The organism is Priestia sp. RMT2NF4 (assembly GCF_047872835.1).
Classification (GTDB): domain Bacteria; phylum Bacillota; class Bacilli; order Bacillales; family Bacillaceae_H; genus Priestia; species Priestia zanthoxyli.
Map to the genome: position 1 here is coordinate 307,560 of NZ_JBLQZO010000004.1, position 14,206 is coordinate 321,765.

At 37.4% G+C, this 14,206-nt stretch carries 18 protein-coding genes; 14 read left to right on the forward strand and 4 right to left on the reverse strand.

The window, feature by feature from the left end; all coding sequences use genetic code 11:
• Nucleotides 1-76 precede the first annotated feature (76 nt).
• The 3 genes from ACMX9J_RS19080 to ACMX9J_RS19090 all read left to right on the forward strand — a co-directional run bounded on the left by ACMX9J_RS19080 (nt 77) and on the right by ACMX9J_RS19090 (nt 3,306).
• Nucleotides 77-637 carry an isochorismatase family protein gene (locus tag ACMX9J_RS19080; RefSeq protein WP_416226100.1) on the forward strand — a complete coding sequence of 187 codons (561 nt, stop codon included), beginning with the start codon at nt 77-79 and terminating at the stop codon, nt 635-637.
• A 119-nt stretch (nt 638-756) separates the two neighbouring features.
• Nucleotides 757-2,523, forward strand: coding sequence for a peptidoglycan D,D-transpeptidase FtsI family protein (locus ACMX9J_RS19085; protein WP_028411673.1), 1,767 nt, complete (start codon nt 757-759; stop codon nt 2,521-2,523).
• A gap of 117 nt (nt 2,524-2,640) precedes the next feature.
• Nucleotides 2,641-3,306, forward strand: coding sequence for a YrrS family protein (locus tag ACMX9J_RS19090; protein WP_045292102.1), 666 nt, complete (start codon nt 2,641-2,643; stop codon nt 3,304-3,306).
• 13 nt (nt 3,307-3,319) lie between these two features.
• Here the strand turns inward: ACMX9J_RS19090 and ACMX9J_RS19095 are convergent, their stop codons facing one another.
• Complete coding sequence (locus tag ACMX9J_RS19095) at nt 3,320-3,535, reverse strand: YrzA family protein (RefSeq protein WP_033579671.1); 216 nt, start codon at nt 3,533-3,535, stop codon at nt 3,320-3,322.
• A 138-nt stretch (nt 3,536-3,673) separates the two neighbouring features.
• Between ACMX9J_RS19095 and ACMX9J_RS19100 the strand changes: the two genes are divergently transcribed.
• The 6 genes from ACMX9J_RS19100 to ACMX9J_RS19125 all read left to right on the forward strand — a co-directional run bounded on the left by ACMX9J_RS19100 (nt 3,674) and on the right by ACMX9J_RS19125 (nt 8,072).
• Entirely contained in the window at nt 3,674-4,315 is a 642-nt protein-coding gene (locus tag ACMX9J_RS19100; RefSeq protein ID WP_416226101.1) for a class I SAM-dependent methyltransferase, read from the forward strand.
• A gap of 17 nt (nt 4,316-4,332) precedes the next feature.
• Complete coding sequence (gene mtnN, locus ACMX9J_RS19105; RefSeq protein WP_028411671.1) at nt 4,333-5,028, forward strand: 5'-methylthioadenosine/S-adenosylhomocysteine nucleosidase; 696 nt, start codon at nt 4,333-4,335, stop codon at nt 5,026-5,028.
• Nucleotides 5,029-5,171: 143 nt separating this feature from the next.
• Nucleotides 5,172-6,095 (forward strand): PLP-dependent cysteine synthase family protein, encoded by a 924-nt coding sequence (locus ACMX9J_RS19110; RefSeq protein WP_416226102.1) that lies wholly within the window; start codon nt 5,172-5,174, stop codon nt 6,093-6,095.
• A 1-nt stretch (nt 6,096) separates the two neighbouring features.
• Nucleotides 6,097-7,230: a bifunctional cystathionine gamma-lyase/homocysteine desulfhydrase gene (locus tag ACMX9J_RS19115; RefSeq protein WP_028411669.1), complete on the forward strand. Its 1,134-nt coding sequence runs from the start codon at nt 6,097-6,099 to the stop codon at nt 7,228-7,230.
• An 81-nt stretch (nt 7,231-7,311) separates the two neighbouring features.
• Entirely contained in the window at nt 7,312-7,542 is a 231-nt protein-coding gene (locus tag ACMX9J_RS19120) for a YrhC family protein (RefSeq protein WP_028411668.1), read from the forward strand.
• A gap of 389 nt (nt 7,543-7,931) precedes the next feature.
• A complete protein-coding gene (locus ACMX9J_RS19125; protein ID WP_014458165.1) occupies nt 7,932-8,072 on the forward strand; it encodes a YrzI family small protein in 141 nt (46 codons plus the stop codon).
• Nucleotides 8,073-8,242: 170 nt separating this feature from the next.
• Here ACMX9J_RS19125 and sigK read toward each other — a convergent pair whose 3' ends face one another.
• Nucleotides 8,243-8,971: an RNA polymerase sporulation sigma factor SigK gene (sigK, locus tag ACMX9J_RS19130; protein WP_013059268.1), complete on the reverse strand. Its 729-nt coding sequence runs from the start codon at nt 8,969-8,971 to the stop codon at nt 8,243-8,245.
• 216 nt (nt 8,972-9,187) lie between these two features.
• On the opposite strand from sigK, the gene ACMX9J_RS19135 reads away from it, so the two are divergent.
• Nucleotides 9,188-9,337 (forward strand): hypothetical protein, encoded by a 150-nt coding sequence (locus ACMX9J_RS19135; protein WP_014458166.1) that lies wholly within the window; start codon nt 9,188-9,190, stop codon nt 9,335-9,337.
• Between the two features lie 175 nt (nt 9,338-9,512).
• On the opposite strand, the gene pssA is transcribed toward ACMX9J_RS19135, so the two are convergent.
• Nucleotides 9,513-10,052 (reverse strand): CDP-diacylglycerol--serine O-phosphatidyltransferase, encoded by a 540-nt coding sequence (gene pssA / locus ACMX9J_RS19140; protein WP_013059266.1) that lies wholly within the window; start codon nt 10,050-10,052, stop codon nt 9,513-9,515.
• 114 nt (nt 10,053-10,166) lie between these two features.
• On the opposite strand from pssA, the gene ACMX9J_RS19145 reads away from it, so the two are divergent.
• Nucleotides 10,167-10,949, forward strand: coding sequence for a phosphatidylserine decarboxylase (locus tag ACMX9J_RS19145; RefSeq protein ID WP_028411667.1), 783 nt, complete (start codon nt 10,167-10,169; stop codon nt 10,947-10,949).
• Between the two features lie 73 nt (nt 10,950-11,022).
• Here the strand turns inward: ACMX9J_RS19145 and ACMX9J_RS19150 are convergent, their stop codons facing one another.
• Nucleotides 11,023-11,163, reverse strand: coding sequence for a sporulation histidine kinase inhibitor Sda (locus ACMX9J_RS19150; protein ID WP_013059264.1), 141 nt, complete (start codon nt 11,161-11,163; stop codon nt 11,023-11,025).
• A gap of 549 nt (nt 11,164-11,712) precedes the next feature.
• On the opposite strand from ACMX9J_RS19150, the gene ACMX9J_RS19155 reads away from it, so the two are divergent.
• From ACMX9J_RS19155 to aroE, 3 genes are read left to right on the forward strand one after another with little or no spacing between them, the layout of a single operon-like run.
• Nucleotides 11,713-12,225, forward strand: coding sequence for a YqeG family HAD IIIA-type phosphatase (locus ACMX9J_RS19155; RefSeq protein ID WP_013059263.1), 513 nt, complete (start codon nt 11,713-11,715; stop codon nt 12,223-12,225).
• A gap of 3 nt (nt 12,226-12,228) precedes the next feature.
• Nucleotides 12,229-13,335, forward strand: a complete 1,107-nt coding sequence (gene yqeH, locus ACMX9J_RS19160) for a ribosome biogenesis GTPase YqeH (protein ID WP_028411666.1) — start codon at nt 12,229-12,231, stop codon at nt 13,333-13,335.
• Between the two features lie 19 nt (nt 13,336-13,354).
• Entirely contained in the window at nt 13,355-14,194 is an 840-nt protein-coding gene (gene aroE / locus ACMX9J_RS19165) for a shikimate dehydrogenase (protein ID WP_224980544.1), read from the forward strand.
• Nucleotides 14,195-14,206 lie beyond the last annotated feature (12 nt).

Consider the following 14,206-nt stretch of genomic DNA (forward strand, 5'->3'; position numbering starts at 1 on the left):
AAGCTGACACGCGTCAGCTTTTTTTATATGATTTAAAAAAACGGAGAGAATAGAAAAGATATGTAGGAAAGGAAAGATGAAGATGAAAGATATCGATTTTACTAAAACAGCGCTTGTTTTAATTGATTTACAAAAAGGGATTGTTCCAATTGGAGGAGACGAAATTGTAGAAAAATCTGTTCAGCTTGTGAATCGTTTCCGCGAACAAAATGGATTTATTAGCTTTGTACGAGTAGATTTTCAAGATGGAAAAGATGGGTTGACGCCAGAAACGGATCAAAAGCCATCTGCTCCTCAAGAAAGACCTGCAGACTGGGCAGAATTCGATCCAAGACTTAATGTTCAAGAGAATGATTACATTGTGACAAAACGTCAGTGGGGAGCCTTTTTTGGGACAGATTTAGACCTTCAGCTTCGCCGAAGAGGAATTGATACAATTGTCCTTTGCGGAATTGCAACAAATATTGGTGTGGAAAGCACAGCTCGTGAAGCATTTCAGTATGGATATAACCAAATTTTTATCACGGATGCCATGGCGACATTTACAAAAGAAGAGCATGAAGCCACTCTTTCTTACATCTTTCCGAAAATAGGAAAGCTACGAACAACTCAACAATTTTTAACGGAAAATGAATAATAAAAACTTGCTGAATTAGCAAGTTTTTTTATGGAATGAAAAAAAGAATGAATATTTCTTAAGATAATGGTTTTAAAAGTAATGGCAACGTCGACACTTGTAAAGAGTGAGGTGTAGTCATGAAAATAATTCACAAGCGAATTTATATTACTCTTATTTTTATTTTATTATTAATTAGTGGACTGGGAGCACGGCTTGTTCAACTCCAGCTTGTCAGCACGGAATCTTTTACTGATAAAAATATTAACTTAATTGAAGGAAGCGTAAAACAGCGTACGCAGGAAATGGTGGTAGACGACGGGCGAGGGAAATTCGAAGATAAAAATGGACAGTCTTTAACATCTATCACGCATAATCGCTTAGTTCTATTTCCGTTTTTAGAAAAAATGAAGTGGCCCGTTCAGCAAGTAAGCGAAATTGTGGGAATGCAACCACAGGAATTAACGAACAGACTAGCGAATGCTAAAACACCGGTTGTTATTACAAAAGAATTATCCCATGCACAAGTCGAAAAAATAAATGCATTAAAGGTACCTGGCGTGTTTGGAATTCCTCTAAAAGATGAGCGTCCAGTTCCTCTTGCTGAACATTTAATCGGACTAGAAGCACAAAGCAAACAAATAATTGAAGAGAAGTACAGTGATAAATTGAAAAATGGAGCTATTAAATCAACTACGCCTGTAGGTATCTCAGGGATGCAGAGGGCTTTTGACGAGTTTTTGCTGCCTGAACAAGAGTCTAAGCTCCTTTATCATGTTGATCGCCTAGGTGGACCTATGTTTGGCATCGATGTAAAATATACGGGCACAGCTAACCCTTATTATCCAGTCAGTGTGCGTACGACGCTTGATTTGTCTGCTCAGGAGCTAGTGGAGAATACATTGAATCATTATAAGTTAAAAGACGGAGGAGCCGTCTTAATTGATATAAAAAACAATAAAGTAATTGCGATGGCCAGCAGGCCTTCAATTAATAAGAAAGATCCATTTAAAAAGCAAAACGGTTCAGACAGCGTAGAAAATCGTTTGCTGACGCCGCAAACTCCTGGATCTATATTTAAAACCGTAACAGCAGCTGCAGCGCTTGAACAAAATAAAATTCAGCCTTCTTTTACCTATAACTGCGATAAAAGTATTTATGGCAATAATGTAGAAGAAGATCATCAAAAAGGGCAGCTGACGTTTGAAGAAAGCTTTGCGCAAAGTTGTAATGCAACGTTTGCCCAGCTAGCAAAAGAAATGATAATATCTAATCCGGATATCATTGAACAATATGCTGATAAGTTAGGGCTTCTTCAGCCTGTAGGATGGACGGGTGATGTGTTTCACTTTGAACATTTTAAGCAGTTTTTAGGAGAAAAATCGGGAAGAGTTTGGACAAATGATAGAGAAAAAAAAGTACCAAATGCTGTAGCGCAAACAGCAATTGGACAGCTTGACGTAAAAGTGACTCCGCTTGCAGTAGCAAATATGATGGCGACAATTGCACGGGGAGGAGAAAAGAAGCAGGTAAAAGCGGTAGATGCGCTGGACTATAAAAACAATACGTCACTGTATACGTTTAAAGAGCATGAGCTAAAAGGAGATACGATTAATGAAGCCACAGCTGCTTCTATGCAGCAGCTTTTAAAAGGCGTCGTACAGAGCGAAAAAGGAACAGGAAGAAGATTTCAAACGCTTCCTTATGAAGTGGCAGGAAAGTCAGGAACTGCTGAAATCAATGTGAAGGCCGATATCGTCAATAAATGGTTTGCGGGTTACTTTCCGGCAGATGATCCAAAATACGCAATGGTAGTAGTGGATTTAAATACAAAAAGTGCGATATCTCCCACAAACAGCGTATTTTATGATATTGTTAAAGGGATGTATGACTTAAATACACGTTAAAACAAGAAGAATTTGTAAAAAATATTACAAATATACTTCAAATAAATTTTGATGCTTCATGTATAAGAAAACACATGTTAGAATAAAGCATTATAAAAGTTGGAGGAAATTGTAGCAATGAATAACAATCGTTCTTCAAGACACGAAAACAAAGAAAAAAAAGTAAACCGATTATATAATCTGTTAATTGCTGTCGTAGCGGTTTTAATTGTATTTGTCGGTGGTACGATGATTCTTGGAAACAAGGATAAATCGGATAACCAAGCGGAAACAACTCAAAACAATCCGCAAACAAATGACCAAAAAACGGACAAGACGGCTAAAAAAGACGATGATTCTTCGAAAGATGATCAAGCAACAGAGGATCAAGCAACGGACGATCAAAGCTCTGAAGATGACCAAAGCTCTGAAGATGATCAAGCAACAGATGAAGAATCAAACGACTCAGATTCACAGGCTGAAGTAGAGAAAAATCCAGAGCCTGGCGTGGCAGAACGCAAGGTAGATCCTTCATGGGATTCAGTAGGTACATCACAAGATGCTCCTGCAGCAACATATAAAAAAGGATCAACGGATTGGAACGAAATGCTAAAAGCTGTAGGCGAAGGGTCAGGCATTAGCCCAAGCAATATGACCGTATGGCGTCTAGGTAATAACGGTGGCGTAGGTAAAGCTGTAGCTACGGTTAGTCCTAAAGGCAACTCATCAACAAAATACCGCGTTCAAATTGAATGGGTAGATGGAGAAGGCTGGAAGCCCGCAGTAGTGGATAAGCTTCAATAAAAAAAGCAGCGCGCTAGCGCTGCTTTTTTATTTTGAAATGAACAACTGCAGAGTACAGTTTTTTACCTTGTTCATAGTCCACAGACATTTGATGAGATACGCTATGTACCTCAAGTAAAATCGCCTTATTTTGATCAATTTTTTCAGCAATTTGTTTTTCAAGCATTTTAACATCAGGCGCTTCAAAAAATTCTATTTTATCTTCAATCATTTCAAATTCAAAATTCATCTTACGGCCTCCTTACCTCATTACTATAGTATAGCAAATAGAAAGTTAAAAGCTTAAAATATTTGTAAATGAAGAACAAACGATGACTAAAAACATACTATATCCATAAGAATTATTAGTTATGAGGAGGCGTTTTTTATGGGGCTAGAGTTTTTAGATATCTTTGAAAAGTGGGCGAATGAGTATGATGCATCGGTAAGCGGGAAAGATGAACAGTATAGAGAAGTGTTTCTCAATTATAATGAAATCTTAGAATATGTAGCAGACCGTTCAATAGGGCATGTGATAGAATTTGGAACAGGCACTGGAAACTTAACAAAAAAACTTTTAGAAAAAGAACTTACGGTAGTAGGAATTGAGCCGTCAGTGCCAATGAGACAATTGGCACACCAGAAATTAGGAGCAGATGTTTTAGTCACACCGGGAGACTTTTTACAGTTTGATACATCGTTGTTTCCAGCAGAGAGCTTAGTTAGTACGTATGCATTTCATCATTTAACAGATAAAGAAAAAGAAGAAGCTGTGATAAACTATGGAAAGTTACTTCAAACCGGTGGTAAAATAGTGTTTGCCGATACAATGTTTGAAACAGCGGATTCATTTGCTGATACCATTGTTCAGGCAAAACAAAAAGGGTATACGCAACTAGCAGAAGATCTAGAGAGGGAATACTATACAACGATCCCTGTCTTAAAGCAAATCTTTGAAAGCAATGGTTTTCACATAACCTTTACACAATTTAATCACTTTGTGTGGGTATTGGAGGCAACGAAACAATAGTAGAAAGAGGTTTTAAAATGAAAGTAGCAATCATTGGAGCAATGGAAGAAGAAGTGACGATTTTACGCGATAAAATTGAGAATCGTCAAGAAACAGTAATCGCAGGATGTGAATACTCAACAGGAACAATCAGCGGCGTGGAGGTTGTATTATTAAAATCAGGTATTGGAAAAGTAAATGCGGCGTTATCTACAGCCATCTTACTAGAGAAGTTCAAACCTGATTACGTTATTAACACAGGATCAGCAGGCGGTTTCCATCCAGAGTTAAACGTAGGGGATGCGGTTATTTCAACAGAAGTTCGTCATCATGATGTAGATGTAACGGTATTCAACTATGAATACGGTCAAGTGCCAAACTTGCCTGCAGCTTTTAAAGCAGATGAAAAACTAGTTCGCCTTGCTGAAGAAAGCGCTCTTGAAGTAACGGATATGAAAATTGTGAAAGGATTAATTGCTACAGGAGATTCGTTCATGAACGATCCTGTGCGCGTAGAGTTTGTTCGCTCTAAGTTTCCAGACCTTTATGCAGCTGAAATGGAAGCAGCGGCTGTTGCTCAAGTATGCTATCAATTTGGCGTACCGTTTGTTATTCTTCGTGCTCTTTCTGACATCGCCGGCAAAGAATCAAATGTTTCTTTTGAGCAATTTTTAGAAAAAGCAGCTGTTAATTCAACGAAATTAGTATTGAATTTTATTACAAAATTAAAATAAGCTGTTCATAAAATATAGAGTTTGTTTTCGTCTACACTCTGCATCGTTTGTCATAACATGGGGTGTAGACTATATTTTTATCTTAATTCCTACTTTATTTATAGGTTAAGTTATATTATTTCGATAGCGAGGTGTTCAAGATTATGAAGGTAGTCAAAAACGTTCATGAATTGATTGGAAACACACCTATGATTGAGATTACACAATTTGATTTACCTAGGGAAATCAGGATATTTGCCAAGCTGGAATATGTTAATCCAGGAGGAAGTGTAAAAGATCGTTTAGGAAAAGAACTGCTGCAAGAAGCTCTTGGCTCTGGAAGACTGAAGCGAGGCGGAACGCTGGTTGAGCCTACTGCTGGGAATACGGGGATCGGGCTGGCTTTAGCTGCTCTTCAGTACGAAATAAACGTCATACTATGTGTTCCAGAAAAATTCAGTATTGAAAAACAGCAGCTTATGAAGGCTTTGGGGGCAACGGTGGTTCAAACGCCTACTGAAGCTGGTATGAAAGGTGCTATAAACAAAGCTCAAGAGCTGCTGCGTGAAATCCCTGGTTCTTATTGTCCTCAACAGTTTGCTAATCTGGCCAACCCTATGACTTATTATAAAACCTTAGGGCCAGAAATATATGAACAGCTTGATGGAAAAGTTGACGTGTTTGTAGCTGGAGCAGGTACAGGGGGGACATTTATGGGTACAGCGAAATTTTTGAAAGAAAAAAATCCTTCTCTAAAAACAGTCATCGTGGAGCCAGAAGGTTCAATTTTAAACGGGGGGAAATCCGGTCCTCACTTAACTGAAGGAATTGGAATGGAGTTCATCCCTGATTATATGGAGCGATCTTATTTTAATGCTATTCATACTGTTGAAGATGTTTATGCTTTTCAAAGAGTGAAAGAGCTAGCTTTAAAAGAGGGGTTACTAGTAGGTAGCTCTTCAGGAGCAGCCTTTGAAGCAGCCCTGATCGAAGCAAAAAATGCAGAAAAAGGGGCTCATATCGTCACGATTTTTCCGGATAGCAGTGAACGGTACTTAAGTAAAAATATTTACAGTGGAGGAAGATAAGATGAAACGTAAAACACAGTTGATTCATGGTGGAATTGTTGGCGATGAACAGACGGGTGCTGTCTCTGTTCCTATTTATCAAGTGAGTACTTATAAACAAGAGGGAGCGGGAAAACATACGGGATATGAGTATTCGAGAACCGGTAACCCTACACGTCATGCCCTAGAAGAACTTATCAAAGAAATTGAAGGAGGGTATGCTGGGTTTGCGTTTGGATCTGGTATGGCCGCTACTACAGCCGTGTTCATGCTGTTTAACAGCGGAGATCATGTGTTAATTACAGATGACGTATACGGAGGAACGTATCGAGTGATCACAAAGGTACTAAGTCGTATCGGCATTGAGGCTACTTTTATTGATACAAGCGATATCCAAAATATCGAGAAAGAAATTCGCCCTAACACAAAAGCCATTTTTATTGAAACTCCAACGAATCCTCTTCTAAAAATTACTGACTTGCAGCATGCTTCTTCAGTAGCTAAACAACACCATTTACTTACCATCGTTGACAACACATTCAGTACGCCGTATTGGCAAAATCCTATCGAAAAAGGCGCAGATATTGTTCTGCACAGTGCAACTAAGTATTTAGGGGGACACAGTGACGTTGTAGCAGGGCTAGCAGTGGTGAATTCGCCTAAATTAGCTGAAGACCTTCATTTTATTCAAAATGCGACTGGAGGCATTTTAGGACCTCAGGATTCTTGGCTTTTAATGAGAGGGATTAAAACATTAGGAATACGAATGGAAGAACATGAATTCAACACGGGGAAAATAGTAGAATTTTTACTTGCCCATCCTGCTGTGGCAAAAGTATATTATCCAGGATTAAAAACCCACCCAAACCACCTCATTGCTAAAAAGCAAGCAAGAGGTTTTGGGGGAATGGTTTCGTTTGATGTGGGAAGCGAAGAGAAAGCGGAAGAAGTACTGAGCAAAGTGAAGTATTTTACATTAGCAGAAAGTTTAGGAGCCATCGAAAGCCTCATTTCCATTCCTTCTAAAATGACTCATGCTTCTATACCGAGCGACCGACGTAAAGAGCTAGGAATTACAGATGGATTAATTCGTATTTCTGTAGGTCTTGAAGATGTAGAAGATTTAATTGAAGACTTAGAAAGAGCATTGGAATAAAGGTGGTAAAAATAGGATTTTTATAGACCTATAGATCTATGATAGAGTAGAGTTATAACATTCTACTGAGAAGGTGATTGTATGAAAGCTCAACACATCAAAGCAAAAATTGAAGATTACAGCCGCTTTATTTACGTCCTTCTAGCCGTAAGTACATTCTTGTATATTGGTGTTATGATTGGCCAAGGTGAAAAAAGTGATATGCAGCTTGGAATAATGGAAGCGATCGTTATTCTTTTTACCGCCCTTGCTTTTTATTTTAGTTATCAAACTAAAAAACTAAAAAAAGAATTAATGAAAGAAAAAGAATAATAGATACAAAAAGGCGATGATCCATCGTCTTTTTTTTATGAGGGTTAAAAAAATAAAAAAATTCCCTATTTTTCAAAAAAACAGTTTACTTTTTATAAGTTCGTGGATATAATTACCATTGTAAGGAAAATACTTTATTAAAAGGAGGTCGAGTCATATGTTAAGACGTTTATCAGGTATGGATCATTCAGTTTGGGCTATGTTCAAAAATCGTCTATATATGTATACTATTCGGCCGTGTTCCTGTATCAAGTAACTTTCTTACCTTGATCGTTAAAACACGTTAATTCACCACAGGTGCGAATAGTAGCCCTGTGGTTTTTATTGTCTTTCAGCCACAGGATGCTTATGCATAACTGTGGTTTTTTTTGTATAAGGAGGTGATTGGAATGACACTGAATATTTTCTTTTTAACTATTACCATAAAGTCCCGTCAATACTCAGAGGAAGAAATTAAGCATGAACAGTATGTAAGACAATTAGAAGAAGAAATAAAAGACCGCAAGTATGAATTTTATCGTCATTTCTAATTTGAATAGTGGAAAGGAGTGGATGAATGATGATTAATCAAAAAGGATATATCGTTGTATGGCTGCTTGTGGAGAAAGATTCCACCTAAATGACTAGTAGGGGGAGTAATGATGTGTTTGCTGCGGATTATCATTTGGAAATTATTTTAAAAAAAGAGCGGAAAGAAGGATTAATTCTCCTTCTTTCCGCTCTTTTTTTTCTCTTTTTCGGCTCTGTAAAATTCGTGAAACATTTTCATCAGCGCTCGCTTTTCAATTCGTGAAACATAACTTCTTGAAATATTTAATTCCTTTGCAATTTCTCGCTGGGTTTTTTCATCCTGCAAATCCAAACCGAAGCGGCCAACAATTACTTCTTTTTCTCGATCATCGAGGATATCGATATATTCTTTTATTTTTTCTAATTCCATATTTAGTTGAATCATATCAATTACATCGTCTGATTCTGATTTTAATACATCAATCAAACTGATTTCATTTCCTTCTTTATCCTGGCCAATTGGATCATGCAGCGACACATCTTTTTTTGTTTTTTTGAGCGCTCGCAAGTGCATCAATATTTCATTTTCAATACAGCGTGCGGCATAAGTAGCTAATTTTGTTCCTTTTCCTTGCGAATAACTTTCGATTGCTTTAATTAAACCGATTGTCCCAATTGAAATTAAATCTTCCGCATCCTCTCCCGTGTTTTCAAACTTTTTAACAATATGCGCAACGAGTCGGAGATTGTGTTCAATAAGAAGGTTTCGCGCTTCTTGATCTCCTTGTTCCATTAAAGATAAATATCTCTTTTCTTCAGCAGCAGACAAGGGTTGAGGAAACGCATTGTTTTTTACGTAGGAAACAAGGAAAACCAATTCTTTAAAGAAATAGCCTAGTGCGGTAAATAATGCAGACATCTCTTCACCTCCATAAGGGGATATCAACCTGTGAGAGACTAACATTACACTATATGTAAAAAGAAGGATGTCTTTGCCTGTACGTTTAAAATTCCCCCCAGGGACAAGAGAGTTTGAAAAAGTCCACAGATTTTTCTTTAGAGATAGTTACTAGCCTATACAGAGAAAAAGTATGTACATACGCTAGTAGTAGTTCATAGTGTAAGGAGGGAGAGTATGTACGGTTACGGAGGCTGCTGTTATCCTAATTATCCAGCTTACCCATGCGGAGGAGGGTTCGGCTGGGGACTTGGATTGTTGATTGTTCTATTTGTTCTGTTATTAATTTTCGGAAGCTTCTATTGGTTTTTTAGCTGCTGGTGTTAAAAAAAACTCATGCATGTGCATGAGTTTTTTTAGATGACATATCCTACCGAATAGAACCATTCATTTTTAAGAATTCTTAAGGAATTTTCGCTTTGTTTCTTAAAGAAGATGATTTATTCTATAATTAAGAAAAGAAGCAAGATGATAATATTCCTTTGTAAAAGTAAATGGAGCTCTATACTTTTTTTAGCTTGAACGTACTAATCATCAAGCAAGCGAGTACGATAATTAAAAACATATAAAAGTGTGAAGGCAAATAAGGGACGCCCAAGTAGCTAAGAGTTAATAAACAACCTGCTGCGGTAATAGGGAGCCCTGTAAAATACCCAGTATTTTCTGTGATGTTAAAGCGGGCAAGACGAAGTGCTCCGCAAGCAATGTAACAGATGGTAACAATTGAACCTGCAGCACCAAAGTGAGATAAAATACTTTGATAAAGTAGTAGAGCTGGAGCGATGCCAAATGATATAATATCGCACATGGAGTCCAGTTGTTTTCCAAGTTCAGATTCAATTTGCAGCTTTCTGGCTACCATGCCGTCGAATCGGTCTGCTAACGCTGCTAAAAAAATTAGTAATAAACTTAAGTTCAATTCATTTTTCATGACAAATAAAATAGCAAAGCTTCCTAAACTTAAATTAACAATCGTTAAGGAGTTTGCCGCTTGGGATCTCAGCTTTTTAATTGTATGATCTAGATAGTCTAATAAAAACAATTTCCTCACTCCTTTAAAGGATGGAATGAACTAAAGGTAAAAATAATGGTAATTTCATTGTAGACGCAAACCTTATTCTAGTAAAGAACTATTCAGTATGTGGAGGTAAAATTATTGTTGCAGCACCTGTATCGAACGTTTATTGAGCTTACGAATCACCAGGGATCATCGAAGCTCATTCGAAAATTCACTTTCTCTAAATGGAGTCGGTTTATTATACCCTCCTATACAAAAGTTTTTAAAGTAAATAAAGAAGAAATGGACAAGCCTCTGCATCATTATCAAAACTTACACGAGCTATTTATTCGTCGTTTGAAGCCCTCTGCCCGTCCGGTCGATCAGCAGAAAGACAGCGTTGTCAGTCCTGTAGATGCAAAGATAGAAGCATATGGAGTCATTACGCCTCAAAAAGAAATGATTGTAAAAAACAAACCTTATTCTATACAGGAAATGGTTTCAAATGATCTCATTCTTGAAAAATATATAGAAGGACAGTTTATCATCCTCTATCTTAGTCCAAAAGACTATCATCGCATTCACAGTCCTCTTAAAGCACAAGTAGGGAATACGTGGACCGTTGGACAAAAGTCTTATCCAGTAAATTCATTAGGAATCAAGTATGGGAAAGAACCGCTTGTGAAAAATTTCCGGAAGCTCACGGAGTTAACATTTGAAAATGGTCACATGCTGATGGTAAAAGTAGGAGCCATGTTTATAAACAGCATTGAAGCGGTTTCTAAAAAAGAAGTAGTCGAAAAAGGGGAAGAAATGGCTTACTTCACGTTTGGCTCGACTGTCATTTTATTATTTGAGAAGAACTCAATCACTTTTGATTCTAACGTCCACTCAGGTTCTTACGTAAAATGTGGAGAACCAATTGCTCATTTGAAAAAATAGAGCCTATATAATAAAAGAGTAGATAGATAAATGAAGATGCAGCTTTCTTTTATTAAGAAGGCTCTTTTATTCGTTAAGAAGGAATTTGTATGCTAATCTTTAATGATCTTCTTTCAATTTCCTCTTCAATTAATTTTATAAAATCAGGACTTAATTGCAGTTCGGTTGCTTTGCTGTATGACTCAATAAGCAGCTCATCTGATAATTTTCTCATAAGATTGCCGCCACCTCCTACTAAAATAAATATCCTAAAAAGTTATATTTAAATGCTAATAAATTCCTTATTTATAATCTAACATGAATCAAATAAAGGAACAATCGTTCTGTTATCCACAGCTTTCGGTGGATAAAATGTGGGTATGTTGTTTATAATTACCATTAATTGCTGAACTATAACAGAGGATAATGTGTATAACCTTATCCACATAGTTGGGGTTATCATTTTTTGTCGAAAACTTTTAACAGAATTTGTTTACCACTTACCCTATTTGATAAGTAATAAACGTTTTCTGCACTATTTTTTATTTTAAGTTTGCAGTGGGTAAATATATCGTAAGCTCACGAACAAATGGAGGTTTACTGCCTTTTGTCAATAACTTTCTGTATAAAGTTAAAGCATTCACAAGGCATATCCTTTATACTAAGAAAAGACCTGTTTTTGAAGAGAATAAAATTTTAGGTTGGAAAATAACAAGAAGTCGTTATAATGATAGACGGCGTTAATTTTAGTATGTAACTATATATTCGAGGTGCATGATACGTGTTGAAACTTTTTTTACCAAATGAACATGTGAAAAACGTGTTTCAAATTAAGCCAGACGATTTGAAAGAGCGCGGGATAAAAGGAATTATTACCGACTTAGATAACACGTTGGTGGAATGGGATCGCCCTGATGCCACTCCGGAATTAATTGAGTGGTTTCAGTTAATGAAAGATAGTGGAATTAAAATTACGATTGTATCGAATAATGTGGAGAAACGAGTCAAGCTGTTTTCAGATCCAGTTGGACTTCCATTTGTATATAAAGCACGCAAACCGATGCGTAAAGCATTTAGAAGAGCTCTTCGTGATATGGAGCTGCAAAAAGATGAGGTTGTGGTCATTGGCGACCAGCTTTTAACGGATGTATTAGGAGGAAATCGCCTAGGCGTATATACGGTTTTGGTTGTACCAGTTGCGCAAACAGATGGATTTGTAACGAAATTTAACCGTAAAATGGAACGAAGAATTTTAGGTTGGATGAAACGAAAAGGTATGATTAACTGGGAGGATTAAAACGTGAGTGAAGAAAAAATACAGTGCGTAGGATGCGGAGTGGAGATTCAAACAGAACGACCGAATGAACTTGGCTACGCTCCAAAATCAGCATTAGAAAAAGAAGCTATTATTTGCCAGCGATGCTTTCGCTTGAAGCATTATAATGAAGTACAAGATGTTTCCTTAACAGACGATGATTTTTTAAAAATCTTAAATGGAATTGGTCAAACGGACGGTTTGGTTGTAAAAGTTGTAGATATCTTTGACTTTAACGGCAGCTGGTTACCTGGTTTGCATCGATTTGTTGGAAATAATAAGGTTCTTTTAGTGGGAAATAAAGCAGATTTACTGCCGAAGTCTATAAAGAAAAATAAACTAATTCATTGGATGAAGCGAGAAGCGAAAGAGCTTGGCCTAAAATCAGTGGATGTGTTCCTCATGAGCGCGCAAAAAGGACAAGGAATTCGAGAAATTGCCGAAGCCATTGAACATTATCGCGAAGGTAAAGATGTATATGTTGTTGGATGTACAAACGTTGGTAAATCGACATTTATTAATGCCATTATTAAAGAAGTAACGGGAGAAAAAGATATTATTACTACGTCTCAATATCCGGGCACAACGCTTGATATGATTGATATCCCGCTTGATAACGGCGCGTCTTTATATGATACGCCTGGCATTATTAATCATCATCAAATGGCTCACTATGTAGATAAACGAGACTTAAAGTTAATTTCTCCTAAAAAAGAAATAAAGCCGAAGGTTTATCAGCTAAACGAAGGGCAAACGTTATACTTTGGAGGACTGGCGCGCTTAGATTATGTACAGGGAGGCCGCAAGTCGTTAACATGTTATGTATCGAATGATTTGCATATCCATCGTACAAAGCTTGAAAAAGCAGATGAGTTGTATGAAAAGCAAGCAGGTGAACTGCTTCAGCCGCCGCGCCCAGAGCAAATGAGTGAGTTTCCTGAACTTGTTGCACATGAATTTACAATCAAAAATGAAAAGACGGATATTGTTTTTTCAGGGCTTGGCTGGGTGACGGTTAATGAGTCAGGTTCAAAAGTTGTGGCGCATGCACCAAAAGGAGTCGGCGTATTTGTGCGCGATTCTTTAATTTAAACAAAAAGGGGAAAAAATCTTGAGTACATTATATGGGCTAGTTGGTTATCCGCTTGGGCATTCACTATCGCCATTGATGCAAAATGATGCCTTTAAACGTCTGAACATGGATGCGCATTATGAGGCTTTTCCAATTGAACCTGTTCATTTTGAGTCAGCTATTGGAGAGCTAAAAGATAAAAACATTCAAGGATTTAATGTCACGATTCCGTATAAAGTTGATATTATGAATCATTTGGATGAAGTCGATTCATTAGCAAAGGCAATTGGCGCTGTAAATACAGTTGTTAATCAAGATGGCCGTTATATTGGATACAATACCGACGGAGAGGGGTATGTGACTTCTTTACTCAAAGCAGTAGAAGGCGGCTTATCCCAAAAAAGAATTTTAATTATTGGAGCTGGAGGAGCTGCGAAAGCTATTTTTTATACAATTGCAGCTCAGCACGCTCCCGATGTAATTGCGATATGCAATCGTACCGTCGAAAAAGCAGCTGTACTAGCTAACGAGCTGCCTTTTTCGACGAAAACGGCGGCGATGTCTATTTCTGATGCGGAAAAACAACTAGATACATTCGATATTATTATTAATACCACTTCGGTGGGGATGTATCCTAACGTTGATGAGCTGCCTTTAGCACTTACTTTATTGCAAAAAGAAGCGGTAGTCAGCGATATTATTTACAACCCTTTAAAAACAAAGCTTTTGAAAGAGGCTGAAGCAAAAGGGGCAGGCACTCATAACGGTGTCGGTATGTTTGTACTGCAAGGTGCACTTGCATTTGAAAAATGGACGAAGATCCGTCCTGACGAAGAGGCAATGGAACACATTGTTCTTTCAACACTAACTAAGAGATAAGATACAACGGAG